This window comes from Paenibacillus allorhizoplanae (genome assembly GCF_927798215.1).
Taxonomy (GTDB): domain Bacteria; phylum Bacillota; class Bacilli; order Paenibacillales; family NBRC-103111; genus Paenibacillus_E; species Paenibacillus_E allorhizoplanae.
On the sequence record NZ_CAKMMW010000007.1, the window covers coordinates 191,796 to 215,120 of the forward strand.

Annotated in this window: 18 protein-coding genes; all 18 read left to right on the top strand. The window is 46.3% G+C overall.

What is annotated here, in order from left to right; all coding sequences use genetic code 11:
* The first annotated feature begins 3 nt into the window (after positions 1-3).
* Positions 4-690, top strand: a complete 687-nt coding sequence (locus tag L6I86_RS14535) for a PspA/IM30 family protein (protein ID WP_171632810.1) — start codon at positions 4-6, stop codon at positions 688-690.
* Between the two features lie 713 nt (positions 691-1,403).
* On the top strand, positions 1,404-2,954 hold the full coding sequence (locus L6I86_RS14540; protein ID WP_236288137.1) for a sugar ABC transporter ATP-binding protein: 1,551 nt from the start codon (positions 1,404-1,406) through the stop codon (positions 2,952-2,954).
* A 10-nt stretch (positions 2,955-2,964) separates the two neighbouring features.
* A complete protein-coding gene (locus L6I86_RS14545) occupies positions 2,965-3,954 on the top strand; it encodes an ABC transporter permease (RefSeq protein ID WP_420851888.1) in 990 nt (329 codons plus the stop codon).
* Between the two features lie 67 nt (positions 3,955-4,021).
* Positions 4,022-5,029, top strand: a complete 1,008-nt coding sequence (locus tag L6I86_RS14550) for an ABC transporter substrate-binding protein (protein ID WP_236288139.1) — start codon at positions 4,022-4,024, stop codon at positions 5,027-5,029.
* A 191-nt stretch (positions 5,030-5,220) separates the two neighbouring features.
* Positions 5,221-6,765, top strand: a complete 1,545-nt coding sequence (locus L6I86_RS14555) for a response regulator transcription factor (protein WP_236288141.1) — start codon at positions 5,221-5,223, stop codon at positions 6,763-6,765.
* Between the two features lie 23 nt (positions 6,766-6,788).
* Positions 6,789-8,567 carry a sensor histidine kinase gene (locus L6I86_RS14560; RefSeq protein WP_236288143.1) on the top strand — a complete coding sequence of 593 codons (1,779 nt, stop codon included), beginning with the start codon at positions 6,789-6,791 and terminating at the stop codon, positions 8,565-8,567.
* Positions 8,568-8,747: 180 nt separating this feature from the next.
* A complete protein-coding gene (locus L6I86_RS14565; protein ID WP_236288145.1) occupies positions 8,748-10,055 on the top strand; it encodes an ABC transporter substrate-binding protein in 1,308 nt (435 codons plus the stop codon).
* Between the two features lie 122 nt (positions 10,056-10,177).
* Positions 10,178-11,044, top strand: coding sequence for a carbohydrate ABC transporter permease (locus L6I86_RS14570; RefSeq protein WP_420851889.1), 867 nt, complete (start codon positions 10,178-10,180; stop codon positions 11,042-11,044).
* Positions 11,041-11,865 carry a carbohydrate ABC transporter permease gene (locus L6I86_RS14575; protein ID WP_056617458.1) on the top strand — a complete coding sequence of 275 codons (825 nt, stop codon included), beginning with the start codon at positions 11,041-11,043 and terminating at the stop codon, positions 11,863-11,865. Before L6I86_RS14570 ends, L6I86_RS14575 begins: the two co-directional genes overlap by 4 nt.
* A 51-nt stretch (positions 11,866-11,916) precedes the next feature.
* On the top strand, positions 11,917-14,967 hold the full coding sequence (gene lacZ, locus L6I86_RS14580; RefSeq protein WP_236288147.1) for a beta-galactosidase, LacZ type: 3,051 nt from the start codon (positions 11,917-11,919) through the stop codon (positions 14,965-14,967).
* 181 nt (positions 14,968-15,148) lie between these two features.
* The gene (locus L6I86_RS14585) at positions 15,149-16,765 is read left to right on the top strand and encodes a response regulator (protein WP_236288149.1); all 1,617 of its coding nucleotides are present in this window, start codon (positions 15,149-15,151) and stop codon (positions 16,763-16,765) included.
* Positions 16,762-18,555 carry a cache domain-containing sensor histidine kinase gene (locus L6I86_RS14590; RefSeq protein WP_236288152.1) on the top strand — a complete coding sequence of 598 codons (1,794 nt, stop codon included), beginning with the start codon at positions 16,762-16,764 and terminating at the stop codon, positions 18,553-18,555. The genes L6I86_RS14585 and L6I86_RS14590 overlap by 4 nt, the downstream gene beginning before the upstream one ends.
* Positions 18,556-18,570: 15 nt before the next feature.
* Positions 18,571-19,551, top strand: coding sequence for a substrate-binding domain-containing protein (locus L6I86_RS14595; RefSeq protein ID WP_236288154.1), 981 nt, complete (start codon positions 18,571-18,573; stop codon positions 19,549-19,551).
* A 160-nt stretch (positions 19,552-19,711) separates the two neighbouring features.
* Positions 19,712-20,611, top strand: coding sequence for a prolipoprotein diacylglyceryl transferase (locus tag L6I86_RS14600; RefSeq protein WP_236288156.1), 900 nt, complete (start codon positions 19,712-19,714; stop codon positions 20,609-20,611).
* Positions 20,608-20,997 (top strand): DUF3905 domain-containing protein, encoded by a 390-nt coding sequence (locus tag L6I86_RS14605; RefSeq protein WP_236288157.1) that lies wholly within the window; start codon positions 20,608-20,610, stop codon positions 20,995-20,997. Before L6I86_RS14600 ends, L6I86_RS14605 begins: the two co-directional genes overlap by 4 nt.
* Positions 20,998-21,127: 130 nt before the next feature.
* Complete coding sequence (locus L6I86_RS14610; RefSeq protein ID WP_236288159.1) at positions 21,128-21,565, top strand: BrxA/BrxB family bacilliredoxin; 438 nt, start codon at positions 21,128-21,130, stop codon at positions 21,563-21,565.
* 412 nt (positions 21,566-21,977) lie between these two features.
* Positions 21,978-22,787: an ammonia-dependent NAD(+) synthetase gene (gene nadE, locus L6I86_RS14615; protein ID WP_056617478.1), complete on the top strand. Its 810-nt coding sequence runs from the start codon at positions 21,978-21,980 to the stop codon at positions 22,785-22,787.
* 203 nt (positions 22,788-22,990) lie between these two features.
* Positions 22,991-23,323 carry a BlaI/MecI/CopY family transcriptional regulator gene (locus tag L6I86_RS14620; protein WP_216626205.1) on the top strand — a complete coding sequence of 111 codons (333 nt, stop codon included), beginning with the start codon at positions 22,991-22,993 and terminating at the stop codon, positions 23,321-23,323.
* Positions 23,324-23,325: the final 2 nt, after the last annotated feature.

The window sequence follows — 23,325 nt, forward strand, 5'->3', positions numbered from 1 at the left end:
ACCATGGGTGTATTCACAAGAATGAAAGATATGACGAAAGCTTCAATTCACGAGGTATTAGATAAAATTGAGGATCCAATCGTAATGTTGAACCAGTATCTTCGCGATATGGAGCAAGAAATTGCTCAAGCGGAAGTAACGGTTGCTCGCCAAATCGCAAGTGAGCGCAAGCTGAAGCAGCGCCTTGAAGAGTCCGTTCGCCTAGTAGCTGATCGTGAAGCGAAAGCTTCCGCAGCCATCAAAAACGGCCAAGAAGCGATTGCTCGTCAAGCTGTTGAAGAAAAACTATACCACGAAGATAAAATTGTTGAGTACACAGATCTTCACGCTTCTGCGAAAGCACATGCGGATGAGTTGACACAGCAATTGCACGAGATGAAAGATGAATTCTACAAAATGCGCAACAAACGCAACGAGCTTGTATCCCGTGCTCAGTTAGCGAAAGCGAAGAAACAAATGGCGCAAGTATCCTACAACGGTGTGATCGAAAGCGGCAACGCATCCCGCGGTTTCCAACGCATGGAAGAGAAGATCATTCAGCTCGAAGTTGAAGCTGAGATCGCTCGCAAGCCATACGTACCAGCTGGTGGGGTTGGCAGCTACACGCCGATCGACACAGCGAAGCAAGCTAAAGTGGATGAGCAGCTGAACCTGCTCAAAGAGAAATTGAACGGTCAAGCTGCTGAGTAGCAGCTTGGGTAGTGAAGTGCGGAAAGCCCCTCCTAGTGAGGGGTTTTTTGGCGTTGGAGTGACGGTCTGCCGCAACCAACAGCCGGCCTCGAGTAAGGTTCCAATAACCCACTAGCCAAGCACAACCCAAGTCATTTAACAAGCACAACCCAAGTCACTTAACAAGCACAACCCAAGTCACTTAACAAGCACAACTCTAGTCACTTAACAAGCACAACCCTATTCACTTAACAAGCCATCTTCACCAACAGCACGCCCTCGCACCAAATCCAGTCTCCCACCAGCCAAGCCGCAACACTAACTAACCATCCTCCCAATTAGTCCACCTCCCCGCGCCCCATTGGATAAATCCACTAGAATGCTCCTCCAAGTAGCCCAAAAGTGGATTTGATTGGACAAATCCACTCAAATTTCAAAAATAGCCCCTTGTTAACACCAAAACAGGCTATCCCACTGGATATATCCAATTCAGCGATGGATTTTCCGCCTATTTTACTCATCCCATTGGATTTATCCAACGAAGCTCGCCGTTGGGTGCCCAGCGCACGATGAGCCTGTCTCTCTCACCATGAACAGACTGGTCTCGGAATCAGCGCACGACGTCCTGTGCCCCACACTTAGCTCGAACCCCATGCTCAGAATCAGAAGATTTTCAACTTTTTTGAAGAGATTTATCCACTCTCATTCCAGCTTTTGGCAGGTAGAATGAATTCATGAACAAGGGACATGACGAACTGGAGCACGAGGTGAGATCGACGATGAGTGAAGAAGTTTTGCTTAGGATGGAAGGGATTGAGAAGCATTTTCCCGGCGTGCACGCGCTGCATCAATGCCGACTAACTTTAGCGGCAGGTGAGGTACTCGCGCTGGTCGGTGAGAATGGGGCAGGGAAATCGACGTTGATGAAAATTGCCACGGGTGTGTATCAAAAGGATGAAGGAAATATCTTCATCAAAGGACGCGAAGTGAGCATCCCCCATACAAGAGCAGCGCAGCAGCTAGGTATTTCGATGATTCACCAAGAGTTGAACCTGATGCCGGATTTGACGATCGCACAGAATATTTTCATCGGCCGAGAGCCGAGACACGGTATTAAACTTTTCGTTGATGAGCGCAAGCTGAACGAGCAAGCACAGCGTCTCCTCGATCAGATGAACCTACAGCTAGATCCGCGAACGATGGTAGCGGATTTGACGGTGGCGAAGCAGCAAATGGTCGAAATTGCGAAAGCGCTGTCTTTTCAATCCGAGGTGCTGATCATGGATGAGCCGACAGCGGCGCTAACGCACGCAGAGATAGAGGAGCTGTTCCGCATCATCAACCAGCTGCGCGCAAGAGGTGTGGGAATTGTCTACATCTCTCACCGGATGGAAGAATTGAAGCGCATTAGCGACCGCATCACCGTCATGCGTGACGGTCGCTATATCGATACGGTACCGACGGCGACAACGACCATCGATCAAATCATTTCGATGATGGTAGGGCGAGAGCTCTACGTCAGCCCGAATCAACAAGCGACAAACACCTCACCGACAAAGGTGCTGGAGGTTTCCAAGCTAAACCGCGGCTCAGCGGTGAAGGATGTGTCCTTCCACCTGGCCAAAGGCGAAATCCTCGGCTTCGCTGGCCTCATGGGAGCGGGGCGCACGGAGGTGGCTAGGGCGATTTTTGGCGCAGACGCCATCGATTCTGGCGACATCCGCATCCACGGACAGCAGGTCCGTATCCAAGCGCCGCATGACGCAGTGAGGCATGGAATCGGCTACTTGTCCGAGGATCGCAAACGCTACGGGCTCATGGTGGACATGGATGTGAAAATGAACATCGCACTCGCATCGTATCGCAAGGCAAGGCGTGTTTTTGGCTGGATGCGTGACGGTGTTATCGCTCAAACCGCGCAGCACTATGTGGAAGCGCTTCAAATCAAAACGCCGACCATCCACCAACAGGTGAAATTCCTATCCGGCGGTAACCAACAGAAGGTTGTTATCGGCAAATGGCTGCACCGCAACTGCGATATTCTCATCTTCGATGAACCGACGCGGGGGATTGATGTGGGAGCCAAAACTGAGATTTACAAGCTGCTCGATGATCTCGCCGCACAGGGGAAATCGATCATTATGATCTCCTCGGAGCTGCCAGAAATATTACGTATGAGTCATCGCATCATGGTCATGTGCGAAGGTCGCATTACCGGTGAACTCACCCAACAAGAAGCAACACAGGAAGCTATTATGAAATTCGCCACGATGCGGATCAGTTAGGAGGACTCCGATGTCAACACGACTAGCACATGCCTACAAAAAAACCATTCCCACCTTGTCCAAACAAAGCGGGGCTGCACAAAAGCTGCTAGCATTCGCCAGCTTGATTATGCTCGTACTCATCTTTTCCTTATCGTCGAGCAACTTTTTCCAATTCGATAACTTAGTCGCGATCATGCTTTCAACCGCCGTTATTGGGGTTCTAGCCTTGGGCTCTACGTTCGTTATCATAACGTCTGGTATCGATTTGGCCGTAGGAACAGTCATGACCTTCTCCGCCGTGATGGCCGGTGTAATTATCACGACGTGGCAGCTGCCTATGCCGCTCGGCATACTCGGAGGCATCCTCGCCGGAGCGATTTGCGGTCTCATTAGCGGGCTGCTCGTAGCTAAAATGAAAATTCCACCTTTCATCGCGACACTCGCCATGATGATGGTAACGAAGGGCTTATCGCTAGTTATCTCAGGTGCGAAACCGATTTATTTTACCGACACGCCCGGATTTACCCAAATTTCAATGGGCTCGATTATCAGTGGAATTCCGAACGCGATTCTCATCTTCTTCGGGGCCGCGATTGTGGCCAGCATTATTTTGACCAAAACGATTATTGGCCGTTACAACTTCGCCCTAGGAAGCAACGAAGAGTCCACAAGACTCTCAGGCGTTAACGTCGACTACTGGAAAATCGTGATTTACACACTGACAGGTGTGTTTAGTGGGATTGCCGGCATCATGATGGCCTCCCGACTTAATTCCGCACAGCCCGCACTCGGATCTGGCTACGAGCTAGAAGCAATCGCTGCCGTTGTAATCGGCGGAACTTCTCTTAGCGGGGGTAAAGGATCTATCCTCGGAACGGTTATCGGGGCCTTGATCATGAGCGTGTTGACGAATGGATTGCGGATTTTATCCGTGAAGCAAGAGTGGCAGACCGTCATTGTAGGTATCGTGATTGTGTTGGCGGTTTACGCAGATATGATGCGTCGTCGTAAGAAATAACTGTGGTATTTACTCCATTAGGAGTCCTATACAAACCAAATTAATTAGGAATAAGGGGCGATCAACCGTGCAAAAACGGACTAAGAAATTTGCAATAGCGTCTTCGTTAATCTTGCTATCCGCTATCGTTTTGAGTGCATGTGGGTCCACTTCGACGAAAACAGCAACATCAACTGCAGGGACAACGACAGCAACTGTGAAATCAGATAAGATCTACATTCCTGTCATCTCCAAGGGCTTCCAGCATCAGTTCTGGCAAGCGGTGAAACAAGGTGCTGAGAAAGCAGCGAAGGAATTTAATGTTGAGATTACGTTTGAAGGTCCTGAAACCGAAACACAAGTCGACAAGCAAATTGAAATGCTGCAAGCGGCACTGGGCAAAAAGCCTGCGGCTATCGCTTTCGCTGCGCTTGACAGCAAAGCAGCTTCACCGCTGCTAGAGAAAGCGAAAGCGGGCAAAATTCCGATTATCGGTTTCGACTCTGGTGTCGATAGCGACATTCCGGTAACGACTGCCGCTACGGATAATAAAGCCGCTGCCGCACTCGCTGCTGATAAAATGGCTTCGCTTATTGGGAACGAGGGCGAGATTGCGCTAGTTGTCCATGACCAAACGAGCCGTACGGGTGTTGATCGCCGAGATGGCTTCGTGAACCAAATCAAAGCGAAATACCCGAATATCAAAATTGTAGATACCCAATACAGTGGTGATCCACTGAAAGCAACAGATTTGTCCAAAGCGATCATCCAAGCTCACCCGAACATCAAAGGAATTTTCGGATCTAACGAAGGTGCGGCCATTGGGGTTATTAACGGGATTACAGAAAGCAAAAAAGATGGCAAGATCGTCGTGATCGGCTTCGACTCTGGTAAACAACAAATGGATGCCATCCGAAGCGGTAAAATGGCTGGTGCGATTACCCAGGATCCAATCGGTATCGGTTACTGGTCCGTGAAAGCAGCTGTGCAAGCGATTAAAGGTGAAACGGTTCCGAAAAATATCGACACAGGCTTCCACTGGTACGACAAAACAAACATTGATGCAGCGGATATCAAGCCGCTATTATACGAATAAAATCTTCTAGTAAAAAGCATCGTTCACGCTAACATGGTGAATGATGCTTTTTTGCTGTGTAGTTAAGCGCTCGAGATGATTGTTGAATCATTCTTGTTAAAGTGTACAATTAACTTTAAAATCCGACAGAGACCGATACATCGTTCAATCTAAAAGAGGGAAGCTATGTATAGTCCACAAAGGAGTAAGTCATGGAGACGTATTGCAAGGTATTAATTGTTGATGATGAGATGCTGGTGCGTCAAGGAATCAGACATCTTCTTGATTGGGAAAGCGAAGGCTTTCAAATTGTCGGTGAGGCATCGAACGGTAAGGATGCCCTAGATATGGTGAAACAACTCGAACCCAACATGATCCTGACGGATATCGTTATGCCGGTCATGAATGGAGAGGAATTGGTCAGAGTTGTGAAAGGCTTATATCCGGAGATTGAAATTGTGGTTCTCAGCAGCTACGGTGAATTTGAGTATGTACGCTCCACATTTCAGAGTGGTGTCGCTGATTATTTATTAAAGCCCAAATTAGATGCGAAGTCGCTGCTAGCCGTCTTAAAAAAGACGGTAGAGGGGATGCCAGCCTTTCGACACATGGACTTTACGAATAAAAAAGGGCAGTCTGTCGACTATGTGTTGGACAAGTTGATTTCCGGCTATGCCATGGAGGTTGAAGGTGCGGAGATAAGGACCCTTTTCCCGTATCCTTGTTTCGTTCTACTCGTTGTAGATAGGCAAGATAGCTCATCCTCGATGAAACGAAACGAGGAATGGATCGAAGCCTTTCTGAAAGGTATGGTTCAGGATAGTAAGGAACCGTGCATCATTCACCGCCTTTCACATCAAGACAGCCATATCCGGTTTTTGCTGAATACAGAGGATACTGGCCGAATGGATGTCATTCATATGGCCGAGCAATTGGTACAATCCGGCGTAATGGCGGGTTTATCCTTTTATGCAGCACTTAGCAAGAATTTTACGAAAATTACAGAACTTCATGATGTGTATACACAGGATATTCTCAAAGTGTTGGATCACCGTTTCTTTCTGTCGGATCAACGACTGTTCTTTGCAGACGAATTGGTGGAACATGAAGGGAATGGCGAAACGTTTGATTCGGAGGCGTTTACTGCGGAGCTGAACCGACAAGAATTTCAACAAGCTTTTGGGCGTCTCAGCAATTATGTAGACACCATGCCAGACAGGCTGGATACGGATATGTTTGAGTTTAAATCTTTTTTAGGTCACAGCCTATTCAATATTATTGTTTCTTTACTGCATTTTCACTACGAGGCTAAAACGCTGGATGAAGCCAAGTATGAGTATTTCCGCGCCATTCATGAGGCCAAACATATTGGGGAAGTGCGTTCTCTTTTGGCCAAATTCCTGAATGAGGCGACAGATTGTGTCACAGGAAACAAAACAAGTTCTCCAGGCATACAAAAGATTTTATTGTATCTGGATGAGCATTTTACTGAACCTCTCACGCTGACAGAGGTAGCCAAACATTTTCATTTCAATCCATCGTATCTATCCAATTATTTCACCATTCATAATAAAGAAGGTTTTAATGAGTATTTGAATCGTATTCGAATCCAACGTGCGTGTGAATTATTAAGGGATAACGCGCAAATGTCGATTTCGGAAATCAGCAGTCTTGTTGGATACTCGGATCACAGTTATTTCACGAAAGTGTTTCGGAAGTTGATGGGGACTTCACCTAGCCACTATCGAAAAAAATAAAGATGAAGGGAATCATCAAACCTATGGGGGCGTGGCTTAGAAAGATCTCTGATCAAAGTTTATTTAGTAAATTGTTTCTTGTTATGGTGATTAGCATGATTACGGTTACGGTGGCAACTTCTTGGGTTACCGTGCAAATGTCGGAGAAGCTGTTTGTGCAGACATTTAGTATCACAAATTCCAAAATAATTGAACAAATTAAAAGCGGTCTGGAATCCATTCATTATTCCAATGTCAATATTGTCATTAACACCGCGCAAAGTGGTGCGATTAAACGTTTCCTGACGGAAGGCGATGTGGATTCGATAACCAACTCCAAAGTAACGTTTGACATGAGTGAGCAGATGAAGCGAATTCAGTCGGGTATTGGAGCTAAGAACATTGGAATGATCATTTCAGGTATAAATGGCAAAAGCTTTACGAGCGACCGGACCTATTGGTCCGGTTCTTCGGCGGATTTAGGGCGAAAACCGATTACACAAGAGTCGCGGAACCAGCCAGGACGGTTGTTGTACGGTTATTTAGGTGAAGGAACGCCGGGTTCTGGGGATCAAGGACTGGTTGCCGTCAAAACGCTAACTGATTCTGGCAGTAAAGAAGGGTATGGAACGCTTTATATTTTCCTGAAAGAAAGCGATTTAAGATCCATTTATACCAGCTTTACAAGTGTTGGGAATGATGTGATGATTCTGGATCGTCAAGGTCTAATCGTTTCTAGCGACCGAACCGAGTTGATCGGAACTACATCGCGAGAACTTTTAGAGAGTGCGCAGAGGATTCAGCAACAAGGTCTAGCTAAGGAAGAAATGAAGATGTCTGATAAGGATGTCATTGTATTGGCTGGCGACTTGCCGTTGTACGATTTTTACATTGTGAATGTCATTGATAAAAAGGTGACACTTGGTCAAATGCTCAACAGGAAAGCGATTTTCTTCATTGTGGCAGGAATCGTGGCTATTGCTGTGCTCATTGTAAATGTGATCACGCGGAGGTTGACGCTCTCGCTAAGAAGGCTTGTTAAGAAAATGTCCACGGTGACGAAAGAGAATTTTCACAATTATATGGCGGTAACGGGCACCTATGAGACAAGGGAACTTAGCAGATCCTTTAATTTTATGCTCGACGAGTTGAACGACTATATTAGCCAGCTTGTTGATACGCAGAAGGAACAGCGCAAGGCAGAATTAGCCGCGCTGCAGCAGCAGATTAATCCTCATTTTTTATATAATACGCTGGCTTCCGTTAACATCCTTGTTCAGCGCGGGAGCCAAGAGAGCGCCACACAAACGATTCATGCGCTTATTTCTCTCCTGCAGAATACGATCAGCAATGTGAAAGAAACGATTCCTGTTGTGCAAGAGTTAGTGAATTTAAAGCATTACGTGTTCATTAATCAGATTCGTTATGGCCAAGGGATTAAGGTTGATTACTTTGTTTCACCGGACTGCTTGCCTGCGCAAGTGCCTAATTTGATGCTGCAACCGTTTATCGAGAATGCTTTTTTTCATGCTTTTAATAAGAAGGGCACCGGATATATTTACGTTATCATCACCAAAGAGAGAGATACGCTGCATTGTGAAGTCGTTGACAATGGGGATGGTATGGAAATTTCGGACAAGACGGATGAGATACCGAATCCCACAAGTGCGAGGCAATTGTTCACAGGGATTGGTATTCGTAATGTGCATGATCGTCTGGTTCTTTTGTACGGAGAAGAGTATGGGGTTACGATATCAAGCACCTTGGGACAAGGAACGAAAATATCTATTAATCTTCCATGGCGTACAGATCAGTACACGTAGAAGTATAAAAACTAAAATAAATACAAAATATAAAAATAATACAAATGAGTAATTAAGGATGGGATGACAGACACAATAAAAACGCTAATTTCAGCAAATTTCGTTCTAACAGGACGATTTGCCCAAATGATATTATTTATAAGTAAGCACTTACAAAAGTAAATCATCCAGGGGGATCACATGAAGAAGAAAATTTCTACGGTTTTACTTGCAAGTTTTTTGCTTTTGACGGCATGTTCAAGTAATTCGTCAGACACATCCTCAACGACTACTCCTAGCGGCGGTGCAGCGAGCACTAGTAAGGAAATTACAGTTTGGGCATGGGATAAGAACTTTAATATCGCAGCAATGAACCTTGCGAAAGACGCTTATGCGAAGGATCATCCAGATGTGAAAATCAACGTTGTTGAATATGCACAAGATGACATTATTCAAAAAATGAACACTGGTTTGAACTCCGGTTCAAAGTCAGGCTTGCCGAATGTGGTATTGATTGAAGATTACCGTGCACAAAGCTTTTTGAAAACTTATCCAGATGCATTTGCAGATATGTCCGCATCCATTAAAGCTTCGGATTTCGCTGAATATAAACTAGGTCCAACAAGCTTGAACGGTAAACAATACGGTGTACCCTTTGATTCCGGTGTAACAGGACTTTATGTTCGCAGAGATTACTTGGAACAAGCAGGCTACAAGGTTGATGATTTGAAAAATATCGACTGGCAGAAATTCATTGAAGTCGGTAAAGCGGTTAAAGCCAAAACAGGTAAAGACTTGCTGACACAGGATCCAAATGATCTTGGTTTGATCCGTATGATGATTCAATCCGCAGGCGCTTGGTATCTGAAAAGTGACGGCACTACGCCAGACCTTAAAGACAACGCTGTGTTGAAGGAAGCATTCGAAACTTACAAAGAAATCATGAACGCGAATATTGTGAAAATCAACTCGGATTGGAACTCTTTCCTAGCTGGTTTCAACAGCGGTGCTGTTGCTTCTGTTCCGACAGGTAACTGGATTACGCCATCGATTAAATCACAAGCTGATCAATCCGGTAAATGGGCGGTTATCCCATTCCCTAAGTTGAAAAACACAGCTACTTCGGTTAACGCATCCAACCTTGGAGGAAGTTCCTGGTATGTATTAAACAGCACAGGTAAAGATACGGCTGCTGATTTCCTTGGAAAAACACTAGGTTCTGATGTGAATTTGTATCAAAAATTAGTAACAGACGTAGGTGTTGTTGGTACTTATAAACCTGCTGCACAAGGTGAAGCTTATACGAAAGCCGACGATTTCTTCGGAGGTCAAAAAGTGATTTCTGATTTCGCAACATGGACGGCTCAAATTCCTAAAGTCAACTATGGTCTGCATACGTATGCGATTGAAGATATTCTCAAAGTTGAGATGCAAAACTACCTGAAGGGCAAAGACATCGCGAAAGTATTTAGTGATGCTCAATCCCAAGCAGAATCCCAACTTAAATAAGTTAATCTTCCCATTTACCACATGAACGCTGACCTCTGAATTGCGCAATATGCAAAGAAGAGGACAGCGTTCAATTTTTAATCGCTAAGAATAGGAAGGATTTGGACTCAATGAACTACTCGATGCGTAGCCGTGCAAAGCTTACGGGATGGCTGTTTATCGCTATTGCCGTATTGATGATATGTTTGTTTTACTTTTATCCCATGATTCAGGCATTGCTGCTTTCGTTTAAAACAGGCGCGGGTGCTAATCTACATTTCAACGGGATCAGCAACTATAAGCGGCTCTTTAGCGATAAGACTTTCATTACTGCCGTTAAAAATACGTTTATCTATTTGATTATCCAGGTGCCGGTCATGATCATTCTGTCGATGATGATTTCCGTATTGTTAAATGATAGCAAGCTTCGTTTCAAAGGGTTTTTCCGTACAGCTATTTTCTTGCCGTGCGTAACTTCACTTGTTGCCTACTCCGTTGTTTTTAAATATTTGTTTGGCAACGATGGTTTAATCAATATGGCTTTAATTAAGATTCACTTGATTTCACAGCCCATCGCATGGATTTCTGATCCTTTCTGGGCGAAAATTACGATTATCCTTGCCATTACATGGCGCTGGACAGGATATAATATGATTTTCTTCCTTTCCTCTTTGCAAAACATTGATAGCTCTATTTATGAAGCAGCTCGTATTGACGGAGCCTCTGCGTTCAAACAGTTTTTCTTTATTACGTTCCCAATGCTTAAGCCTATTGTTCTCTTCACGTCCATTACCTCGACGATTGGTACGCTGCAATTGTTCGATGAGATCATGAATATTACGAAGGGTGGCCCAGGTAATTCTACCCTCTCCATATCGCAGTACATCTACAATCTTTCTTTCAAATACACACCTGATTTTGGCTATGCAGCAACAGTTTCCTATTCGGTTGTGGTCATGATCATTGTGTTATCTGTCCTTCAAATCAAATTGGCAGGTGATAAAAAATGATAGGTTTAAGACGTACAATCATCTATGTCTTCCTTTTTGCTGTGGCGCTTATCTCCATTTTTCCATTCATATGGATGGTCATTAGTTCCACGAATCTGTCTGTGGACGTTACACAGGGCAGAATGTTACCAGGATCGCATTTTATGGACAACTTCCATAAATTAACCAAGTCAATCAATCTCGTTCCTGCACTTTGGAATTCCTTGAGGATCTCGTTGGCTACAACCATCTTGGCCTTAGTCGTTGCTTCGCTGGCAGGCTATGCCTTTGAAATCTATCGGAGCAAAGCCAAGGACATCGTATTCAATATACTACTTGTCTCCATGATGATTCCGTTCGCGGCGTTAATGGTTCCGCTTTACCAAATGTTTTCAAGCCTATCTCGTGCGGTTCCATTTATCGGGATTAACACGATGAACGCGGTAGTCCTTCCGACATTTACGACAGCGTTTCTCATCTTCTTCTTCCGCCAAAGCACCAAAATGTTTGCGAAGGAGCTTCTGGAAGCGGGGCGTATTGATGGATTAACGGAATTAGGGTTGTTCTTCCGGGTCTATATGCCGACGATGAAAACAACGTATTCAGCAGCAGCTATCATTACCTTTATGTCGAGCTGGAACAATTACTTGTGGCCGCTTATCGTCTTGCAAACACCGGAGAAACGAACAATTCCTTTGTTAATTTCGAATTTAGGTTCTAGTTATTCACCGGATTTTGGGGTTATCATGACCGCTATTGTGATCTCAACACTGCCGACAGCGCTCGTATTTTTCTTGATGCAGAAACAATTTGTCGCTGGTATGGTTGGTTCTGTGAAATAGTACGTAATTAGAGACCCTTCTTGGGTCTTATTTTTTGGGAGGCGTTGAAGAATGAAACATTCGGTACCAAGCCTTGATTGGCTTCAAGATGTACGTGTATTCAAAGTGAATAGGCTGGAAGCCCATTCGGATCATCGTTATTATCATTCGATGGCGTCTGCGGAGGCAGGCGCACCAATGGACATGCGGCATAGCTTGAACGGGCGATGGCAGTTTAGTTACGCGGTTAATCCCGCTAGCCGCGTGGAGTCTTTTTATCAAATGGATTATAACTGCGCGGCTTGGGAGCATATTCAAGTGCCTGGACATATCCAGCTTCAAGGCTGGGGTCAGCCACAATATGTCAACACGATGTATCCATGGGATGGTGTAGAAGCGCTTCGACCACCTCATATTTCGCAAGAGCATAATCCAGTTGGCAGCTATGTGAAAAATTTTGAATTACCAGATACGATGATTGGCAAACCCGTCTATATTTCGTTTCAAGGTGTTGAATCGGCTTTCTATGTCTGGCTTAACGGCGAATTTATCGGTTACAGCGAAGACAGCTTTACGCCTGCTGAGTTTGACTTAACACCTCATATTCGTGAAGGTGAGAATAAACTGGCCGTTGAAGTCTATCAGCGAAGCACTGGAAGCTGGCTGGAAGATCAGGATTTCTGGCGGATGTCGGGGATTTTCCGCGAAGTGTATTTGTACACCGTACCTAAAGTCCATGTTTGGGATTTGCGTGTGAAAGCAGATTTGGATGATGCGTATGAGCAAGGGTTACTGGAAATTGACCTCAAACTTCGCAATGAACATACGGAGTCCGTCAGCGCTAAGCTTGAACTGAAGGATGCGGAAGGGCAAATTTGCCTCACAGAAGATGGTGAATTCCGCGGAGGCAACCTAACTTTCAACCTTTCAGCAGGTACTGTTCAGCCTTGGAGTGCGGAAAGCCCTTATTTATACGCCGCGTGTATCTCGATTTACGATGAAAGCGGAAATGTAATTGAAGCCATCGTTCAGAAGATCGGGTTCCGCCGGTTTGAAATGAAAGACAAGCTGATGTGCATCAATGGGAAACGTATTGTTTTCAAAGGTGTCAATCGCCATGAATTTAACAGCCGCAGCGGACGTGCGATTACGAAGCAGGATATGCTGTGGGATATTCAAACGCTTAAACGGAGTAACATTAATGCGGTCCGCACGTCTCACTATCCGAACCAGACTCTTTGGTATGAGCTTTGTGATGAATACGGGGTCTATGTCATTGATGAGATGAACTTAGAGACGCATGGCTCATGGCAGAAGATGGGTGCTGTTGAGCCTTCCTGGAACATTCCGGGTAACGATATGGCGTGGCAAGACATCGTAATGGACCGAGCGATTTCAATGGTGGAGAGGGATAAGAATCATCCGTCGATTCTCATTTGGTCTTGCGGTAATGAATCGTATGCAGGGCAAGTTATTCTGAATGTGTCCAACTATTTCCGTGAAACGGATCCTACACGACTTGTTCATTACGAAGGTGTTTTCTACGATCGCAATTATGGCGCGACAAGCGATATGGAAAGCCGCATGTATGCGAAGCCAGCGGATATCGAGGCGTACCTCAATAGTCAGCCTGATAAGCCGTACATTAGCTGCGAATATATGCACGCGATGGGGAATTCCGTCGGAGGCCTTCATAAGTATACAGAACTTGAAAACAAGTATCCGATGTATCAAGGCGGCTTCATTTGGGATTATATCGATCAAGCAATTGTGAAAAAAGACCGCAATGGCCGTGAGTTTTTGGCATACGGTGGTGATTTCAAAGATCGTCCGACCGATTATAGCTTCTGCGGTAATGGTCTCGTCTTTGCTGATCGTCAAATCACGCCTAAAATGCAGGAAGTTAAATTCCTTTATCAAAATATCAAGCTGGAACCAACCAGAACTCAAATTAACATCGTGAACGAGAATTTATTTGCGAATACAGATGATCTGGTGCTTGTGTACCGTCTGTTCCATGAGGGGAAAGAAATTGGTGCTGGGCAAGCGAATATCGAAGTCGAAGCTCAAAGTGAATTCAGTCTGCCAATTGAATTGCCGGATGTAGAAGGAACACCTGGTGAGTACTGTATTCAGGCTTCTTTAGTTCTAAGAGAAGCTACGCTATGGGCGGATGCTGGGTTTGAGACTACGTTTGGTGAAACGACGTTTGTGGTAGCGGCAAGCCGTCAGGTTGAGCAGCCTTCTGGCGAAGTCATTGTCGTTGAGGGCGATGTGAATATGAGCGTGACAGGCAAAGGCTTTATCGCTATTTTCTCGAAACAAGTCGGATCACTCGTTTCGTTGAAATATGAAGGTCGCGAAATGATAGCTACGCCGCCTGTTCCATTGTTCTGGCGTGCTACCACGGATAATGACAAAGGAACAGCAATGAGTTTCACTGCTGGAGCTTGGTATGCCGCTAGTCTGGCTCGCAAATGCGTCAATTGGGAGCTTAGCCAAGAAAAAGGTTCAGCAACTGTCATTTTCGATTACAAATTCAGCATCAACGCTGAAGTGACCGTTCGCATCGCGTACACGGTATTAGCGAATGGAACGATTCGTGTGAATACACATTATAAGGGTGCCACGGGTCTGCCGAATTTGCCGATACTCGCTGTATCGTTCAAGATGTCTGCGGATTATAGTCAATCCGAATGGTATGCGATGGGACCTGAAGAAAACTATATCGACCGCAATTTCGGTGCTCGCTTGGGCGTATTTAGCCGTCCGGTGAATCAATTGCCTACACCTTATCTGGTGCCACAAGAATCAGGTAACCGTACGGGCGTACGCCGTGTGAATGTGACGGATGTGGCTGGTGTCGGCCTGTCGATTCAGTCAGATCCACTAGCACCAGTTGAGTGCAACTTGTCTCCGTATACGGCATTTGAACTTGAGCATGCTGATCATGCCTTTGAGCTGCCAGAGGTTCATTATACGGTTGTTACCGTTGTTGGCAAACAAATGGGTGTTGGCGGGGATGACAGCTGGGGTGCACCTGTTCATGAAGAATATCAGATTCCAGCGGATCAAGAGATTAAGTTTGAGTTCTTCTTGTCTAGCCATAACGTACCTTCATAAGCATTGTAGCTGTAATCGGTTCTCCGAAAATAATCATACAAGCGATAGGGGCTGTAATAAATGCAGCCTCTTTTGCGCGTTTGTCAGCGCATCAATTGAGGAGTATGCATTGCCAGTTACTGGGACTGCTGTGTACAATACACATAGAGCCTAATTCGATGTAGCCAGAGGTGAACGGACCATGTACACAATCATCATGATAGATGATGAGGATGAAGTCAGAGAAGGCATCAAGAAGAAGACGAACTGGGAAGCTTGCGGCTTCCAGCTTGTCGGCGATTACGATAATGGCCGTGACGCCTACGAGGCGGTTGAGCGGCTGCAGCCAGACGTCGTTATCACCGACATTAATATGCCGTTCATGGACGGACTTCAGCTCACGGAGCGGATTGTCGCCAAGTACCGTACGATTAAAGTCGTCATTGTAACCGGTTACGAGGATTTTGACTATGCCAAGCAAGCGATTAAGCTGAAGGTGAAGGACTATTTGCTGAAGCCGATCAATAGCGCAGAATTCACGGAATTTCTGCAGAAACTATGCCTCGAGCTGGATGAGGAGCGCAAGCAGCACGAGGACATCACGTTCCTTCGCCACCAATTCCAAGAGAGTATGCCCTTGCTGCGCGAGCGGTTTCTGGAACGGTTGGTCACGTCCGGCATGCGGCAAGACGAAATCGAGCGAAAGCTTCCGATGTTCGGTCTGAACTTAGAGGGTGCCGGACATACTGTCCTAGCACTCGACATCGATGATTTTGGCAGGGAGCTGTACAGCGACCAGGTGGCGGAAGAGGAGCTGCTGCGATTTGCGGCTTATAATATTTTGCATGAAATTGTAGAGAAGGAGCATGGCGGTACGGTTTTTCGGACTCGTGATGATAAGCTTGTCGGTCTCGTTTCGGGCAGGGAGAACCAGGTCGAGGTCATCGGTCAGACGCTTGCCGAGCAAGCTAGATACAGTATTGAGAAATATTTGGGCATGACCGTCACAGTAGGCATTAGCCGCATGTACAGGGGACTGCAGGAGCTGCCGAAGGCTTTTCAAGAAGCGCTTGCCGCATTGGATTACCGCTTTATGTTAGGGAATAATCGCATCATCTCTATTGGAGATATGGAGTTCGGGAGCAGCCAAGATAACTCGAGCTATTTACGTACAGAGAAGAGATTGATTGCAGCGATCAAAACAGGTGAAAAGACTGCCATCACGAACACTCTGCACGAGTGGATCGACGATTTGAAGAAGTCGGCGTGTCCGATGGAATCTTGCTACGGCAAGCTCCACAAATTGCTCGTCGCCCTGATGAATGCTGGGGTGGAGACGGGGTTGGATGATGGAGATGTGCTTGGCGATCATTCGTTTATGGAACTCTACACACGCAAGACATTAGATGATGTGCGACTGTGGTTAGAGGGCATTTGTTTAGCGTTCGTAGATCGGCTTGCAGAGAAACGTACGCATGTGTCAGGGGCGCAGTTGGAGTCCGCTGTTGCTTATATCCATGAGCATTATGCCGATGAGCAGCTTTCGCTGCAGCAGGTGTGCAATCATATCTATATGAGCATGAGTTATTTCAGCGCCTTATTTAAGCCGTATACGGGGGAGACTTTCATTGAGTATGTAACCCGATACCGGTTGGATAAAGCCAAAGAAATGCTAGCCACCACGCAACTCAAAACCTATGAGCTTGCAGCGAGGGTAGGTTATGGCGATCCGCAGTATTTTAGTGTTATTTTCAAAAGACACACGGGTATGACCCCGAAGGAGTTCAGAGCCGTCAACAAGGCTGGGCTGAGCTTATGAGAAGTCTACTTCGATCTTTTCAATTCAAAAGCATTCATACGAAGTTCGCGTTGGCCTTTTCTTGTTTAATTTTATGTACAACCGTCATTCTCAGCTATAGCGCCTATCGGCTCTCAACAGTCGCCGTAACGGATGCCTCGCTGACCTATACGAACCAATTGATCGAGCAAGTGAATAAGAACATTCAAACTTACATTGGCAATATGGAGAGCATTTCTACGCTTTCTTTGAGCAATACGGACCTGAAGCAATATCTCTCTATGAAAAATCCGCAGGATACGGAAGCGCAGCAGTTGAAGCGCCAGATCAGCAGCTATTTCAGCACAATCGTTGCATCGCGAAATGATATCGCTTCCATTGTGTTCATCGGTTCGAATGGTGCTGTTGTATCGGATCGGGTGTCACCTGAATTTAAGTCTTATGCCGAGCTGATTTCACAGGAATGGTACACCAAAGCGAGCAGGAGCAAGGGAGATATCGTCATTTCCTCGTCGCATGTGCAGCATGTGTATCAAAATGAATATAAATGGGTCGTTTCAATCTCGAAACAGATGCCAAGTCCGCAGCCAGGCGGCGCAAGCGGGGTACTGCTGGTTGATCTGAACTTTAACCTCATTAATGATTTGTGCAATCAAATTCAGTTGGGCCAGCGGGGATACGTATTCATTCTCGATCAGAGCGGCGATCTTATTTATCATCCTCAGCAGCAGCTGCTGTATTCGGGATTGAAGTCCGAGGATATCCGCGCCTTGATGCAGGCCAAGGATAGTACGTTCGAGACGGAGGCGACGGATGAAAATAAGATCTATACCGTGCGTACCACAAGCTTTGGCTGGAAAATGATTGGCGTAACCTATGCAGGTGATCTCAGCGGGAACAAGAAAGAGATGCAGCTGACATCCGCGATGTGGGGAGGGATTGCGCTTATTATTGCGCTGGCGATTTCGATTTGGCTGTCGATCACGTTGACCAAACCGATTAAACAGCTCGAAGTGCACATGAAGCAAGTCGAGAAGGGCAATTTCGATATCCGTGTTGATGTGGAAGGCGCGAATGAGATTAGCAAGCTGTCTCGGACGTTCAATCTGATGATTAGCAAAATTAAAGAGCTGATGAGCCAGACGGTACTGGATCAAGAGGTCAAAAGGATTAGCGAGCTAAAGGCCTTGCAGGCGCAGATTCAGCCTCATTTTTTATACAATACACTGGATTCGATTATTTGGATGGCCGAGATGGGGAAAGTCGATGATGTCGTGACGATGACTTCTGCCTTGTCCAAGCTGCTGCGTTCGAGCATTAGCAAAGGAGAGGAACTCGTTCCTATTCGTGTGGAATTGGCTCATATTGAGAACTATTTAACGATACAAAATATCCGTTACCGTAATAAATTCACGTACGACATCGAGGTGGATGCGGATCTATTGGAGGATCGTAGTTTGAAAATCGTGCTTCAGCCGCTCGTGGAAAACGCGATCTATCATGGCATGAAGCATTTGGCAGAAAGCGGGCATATCCGTATTACCGGGCGGAAGTCGGACGGTGTCATCGAGCTTAAGGTTATGGATAACGGTGTTGGCATGAGCGAGGAGCAGTTGAAGGCTTTAAGACTGAAAACGACGCATCAATCACAATCAGGTAAAGGGTTCGGTTTGCAAAATGTGAATCACCGCATTCAGCTGTACTTTGGAGAGCTGTACGGGTTGCAATTCGAAAGCGAACTCGAAGAGGGTACGACAGTCACGATTACGTTTCCTGAAATGCCGCCCGTTCCGGGTCAAGGTGAAGGCTAGAAGTGAGGTGTTCTTTTGAAAATTAGAGTGAGTGCTGTTGTGATTACGCTTGCCGCTGCCGTTATTCTGATCACGGGATATCTAATCTTCGCTAACCAATTGGGTGCCAAGAACAATGCAATTATTGTGATCCCCAAGACGATTGATCCACATGTGGAATTCTGGCAGGTGTTGAATCAAGGCGTATTTGCAGCCGCGAAAGAGTATAATGCAGAGATTAAGATCGTGGGGACCGCTTCGGAATCACAAATCGAGGAACAGATTAAACTTGTGGAACAAGCCATAGTGGAGAAACCGAAGGCGATTATCCTGGCGGCAACGGATTATAATCGGCTAGTTCCTGTTGCTCGGCGTGCGATAGATGCAGGGATTACGCTGATCACGGTCGATTCAGGTCTTGCGGGAGGCGTATCGGAGAGCTTTATTGCAACGGATAATTACGCGGCAGGGCGCAAAGCTGTGGAAACGATGAAGGGTTATGTGCAAGGGCCAGCAACGTACGCAATCGTTAGCTTTGTGAAAACCTCGACCACCCAGATGGATCGCGAAAACGGGGTGCGGGATAGCTTGAACAGTGATGCTTCCGTTAAGCTGCTAGATTCGTTGTATAGTAACGGATCTGAAGACAAGGCGTATGAGCAAACGATGGAACTTCTCAGGGAGCACTCGGAAATCAAAGGCATTTTTGGTTTGAATGAGGTTTCGACTATTGGCGCCGGGAGGGCCCTGAAGGAGATGGACCCTGGGCGAACAATAAAGCTTGTCGGCTTCGACAGCTCAATGAATGAAATTTCCTTCCTTGAGGCTGGGATTTTGCAAGCAACAGTCGTGCAGAAGCCTTTTAACATGGGATATCTCGCTGTCAAAACGGCACTCCAAGCGCATCGCGGCGAAACGGTCAAACGTATGATGGATACGGGTTCCGAGGTCATCACCAAGGATAACATGTATACGAACGAGAATCAGAAGCTGTTGTTTCCTTTTGTCGGGAAATAGGATGGGGACAAAGAACGCTGGAGATCGTTCATCAGTAAGTTCGAGGGATTTAGACAAACGTTCACGCTCTTCTGCAAAATTTCCCAGGAAATAGTAAGCGTCTTGTCGAAAGTTAAGTGCATGAATGTTATGTTTAGGCAAAAAGAGTCGGAGGTCACCTATGCCTGAAGTGGTACAAATCGGACCGCTGCAATTGCAGGGGCAGTTAGTCGCGTTATTGTTGGCTTGTGTGCTCGGGTTTTGGCTGATGCGGCGTGTAGTGCGGCAATGGAATCGGGTGGAGCTGGAAGTGCCCGATACGGATCGGGGAGCCGTAAAAGGGTTGGATGATCTGATTTTGAACAGTGTCTTGATCGTGTTCTTTACTTGGCGCTTGGGTAGTCTGCTGACACAGCCATCCTTGCTATGGGAGAGCCCGATGAAGCTGCTTCTGACAGCAGGCTCTAAGATGGAGATCGTAGTAGGCATCGTACTAGCTTACATTTACTTATCGTATCAGGTGCGTAAGCATGGTATTGCTTGGCGAGTTTTATTGGATATGCTAGCGATTGGTGCTGCGTCAGCGGTGTTCCTATATGCGGCTTTGACGCCTTCATTCGGGCTGCCAACCCAGTTGCCCTGGGGAATTGGCGTGGAAGGTACGGTGTCGAGATTTCATCCCCATCATGCGTACCTGGCGGTCTTATTGGTGCCTTTACTGGTGTGGCAGCAGCTGTGGACAGCTCGTTCGACAACCTTTCTAGGAACAGGCAAGCTGCTGAAAATCACCTTGTTCTATGGTGGTGCAGCGGGGATGGTTGCGAGCTATTTCGCTTTGGCGGAGCCGACCGCTTTGTATCTTACCCCTGGGCAGTTACTGAATCTACTCATGCTGATTATTGGAATGAATCTCCCTATTTTGTCACATACTACGGGCAGAAGGGAGCTGATGGATATGAGTCAGAATGATTCCAAAACGCAAATCCAGCAAGAACAGCAAAATCAACAGCGTGATAAAAAACCTGCAAGTAAAGAGGGCTATGATAAAAAATTGGACGGCCCCAACCGCCCATCCACATGAGTCAAGATCAGAAGAAGTCGACCACGTCCAAGGACCAGAGCGAGCTCGATCCCTACGAGATCGAATTTTTGCCGCAATTTGAGCAGGGAAGAGGCCCGAGAGCGCCATTTGTGAATGAGTTTGGGGTAACCATCGGTGATCATGATTATGAATCCGATAACTCTCCCCTGGAGCAGTGGACGTCGGATACGAACCCCGAAGTCATGGCAGGCGACCAGTGGGTGCATCCCTTTAAGGATGTTGGTTTCCAAAGTGCCGAGAATCGGGAGATTTTTGAAGAGGGCGTCGCGCCGCAAAGCGGGATATTTACCCATGCGGATAAGAATGTGGCCTCTGTGACGGCCGAAGCTACGACTAGCAAAAAGAATGATGAAGCGGAAGCCTAACAGCTTTCGCTTTATTTCTTTGCCGGGAGGCTGGGACATTGGACTTTGCTTTCATCGCTAACGGATGTATAATATAAGTTATAGTCATTACGTTTTAAGAGTAACTATTAAATCCTAAGGGGTGGCACATATGGCAATGTCTTTTGATTCATACATGAAAGATATGGTTAAACCGATGAGAGAAGATTTGACTCGTCTGGGAATTACGGAGCTTTTGACTCCTGAGCAAGTGGAAGAAGCAATTGAAAAATCCAAGGATGGTACGATGTTACTTGTCGTAAACTCCGTTTGTGGATGTGCAGCTGGTCAATGTCGTCCAGGTGTTGCGAAAGCTCTTCAAAACGAAACGGTACCAACTTACACATACACAGTGTTCGCGGGTCAAGAGAAGGATGCTACGGCAAAAGCGCGTGAGTACTTGGCACCATACCCGCCATCATCCCCCTCCATCGCGTTGTTCAAGAACGGTGAGCTAGCTCACTTCATTCAACGTCACCAAATCGAAGATCGTTCCGCAGACATGATCGCTGGCGATTTGATTGGTGCTTTTGAACAATATTGCAAATAATAATTGTTAGGCATATAGGCCCTACCTGCCAATGAGCAGGTGGGCTTTTTTCTTTTTGCGGACTCACCTCAGGGAGGAGTAAGCATTGCGGGTGGAGTTAGTCGGAAAAACCGACTAACTCGGAGTGTTTAGGGGCATTGCAGGTGGAGTTAGTCGAAAAAACCGACTAACTTGGAGTGTTTAGGGGCTTTGCAGGTGGAGTTAGTCGGAAAAACCGACTAACTCGTACGTCTTTCGGCCCCGCTGGTGTAGATCGTCGAAATTATCGACGATCTACAGATACACCACGTAGCCCGAGTCCGCTGTTTTCGAAATTACTGTGGATTACACTTTGAAATTTGAGAGCCGAAAGTCTATACTAGATCTCAAAGAAGGCATCATTCCAAAATTTAGATAAAAGGTGGAGAGTTGCATGAGTTTACAAGCTGAAATTATCGCAAAGCTCGGCGTTAAACCTGAAATTGATATTGATGAAGAGATTCGCAAACGTGTGGATTTCCTGAAAAATTACGTGCTTGGCGCGCACGCGAACGGTCTGCTGATCGCGATTAGCGGCGGTATCGACAGCGCGGTAGCAGCAGGACTGTGTAAGCAAGCTACAGACGAGCTAACAGCGGAAAAAGGCAAAGAATACAAAACCGTCGGCGTGTTCCAGCCTTATGGCCAACAAGTCGATATCGAAGATAGCTACGCGGTGGCGAAAGCCTTCGATTTGAAATACCAAATCGAGAACAACATCGAAGAGTCCGTCGACGAGATTGCCATCGAAGTCGAATACGGGCTCAAGCACATCGGCGTTCACCAGCATGTGAGCCGCGGCGGCAAAGGCAACATCAAGGCGCGGACGCGCATGGTGATGCAGTATGCCTTGGCTTTCGAGCTGGGCTTGATCGTCGTAGGCACGGATCATGCCTCTGAAGCGGTCACCGGCTTCTATACGAAGTACGGCGACGGCGCAGTTGACATTACACCGCTGAGCACGTTGAACAAGCGCCAAGTGCGCTCGCTCGCTGCGAAGATCGGTGTACCGCAAAGCGTGTTAGACAAAGCGCCTACAGCGGGTCTTTGGGATGGCCAAACCGACGAGGACGAGCTAGGCATCACCTACGGTGATAACAGCGACTATCTCGAAGGTAAGCAAATTGATCCAGCTATTCAAGAAAAGCTGGAGAAGCAATATGTGAAAACCGAGCACAAGCGTGTTCCGATTCCAGGTATTTAGGTTTTGGAGTAAAGAGACTATCCATGTTAAATATGGATAGTCTTTTTCATTTTCTCTTTCTTTTTCATTTTCTTAAACTTACGCAGCTTGACAACGCTGGATTACAACTGTAATATTCAAATTGTATTACAGTTGTAATCCAACCGAAAGGAGGAAACGATGTGAAGACGGTCCCTCATATTACGGATGCCGAATGGGAAGTTATGAAGGTACTCTGGAACGAATCACCACGCACAGCCAATGAAGTTATTGATGCCATGCAGGAGCGGACAGAGTGGAAGCCCAAAACGATTCGAACGTTATTGAACAGGTTAGCGCAGAAACAGGCGATCTCGTTTACGCAAGAGAACAGGGTGTATGCTTATTTCCCTTTGGTCTCTGAGGGCGAGTGTGTGAAGTCGGAGACGCAATCTTTTCTGAAAAGAATTTATGGCGGGGCGTTTAAGCCGATGCTTGTTAATTTTTTGAAAGAGGAGCAATTGTCGGAGGAAGATATCAAAGAGTTAAGAGATATGCTGGACGGTAAAAACAAATGACA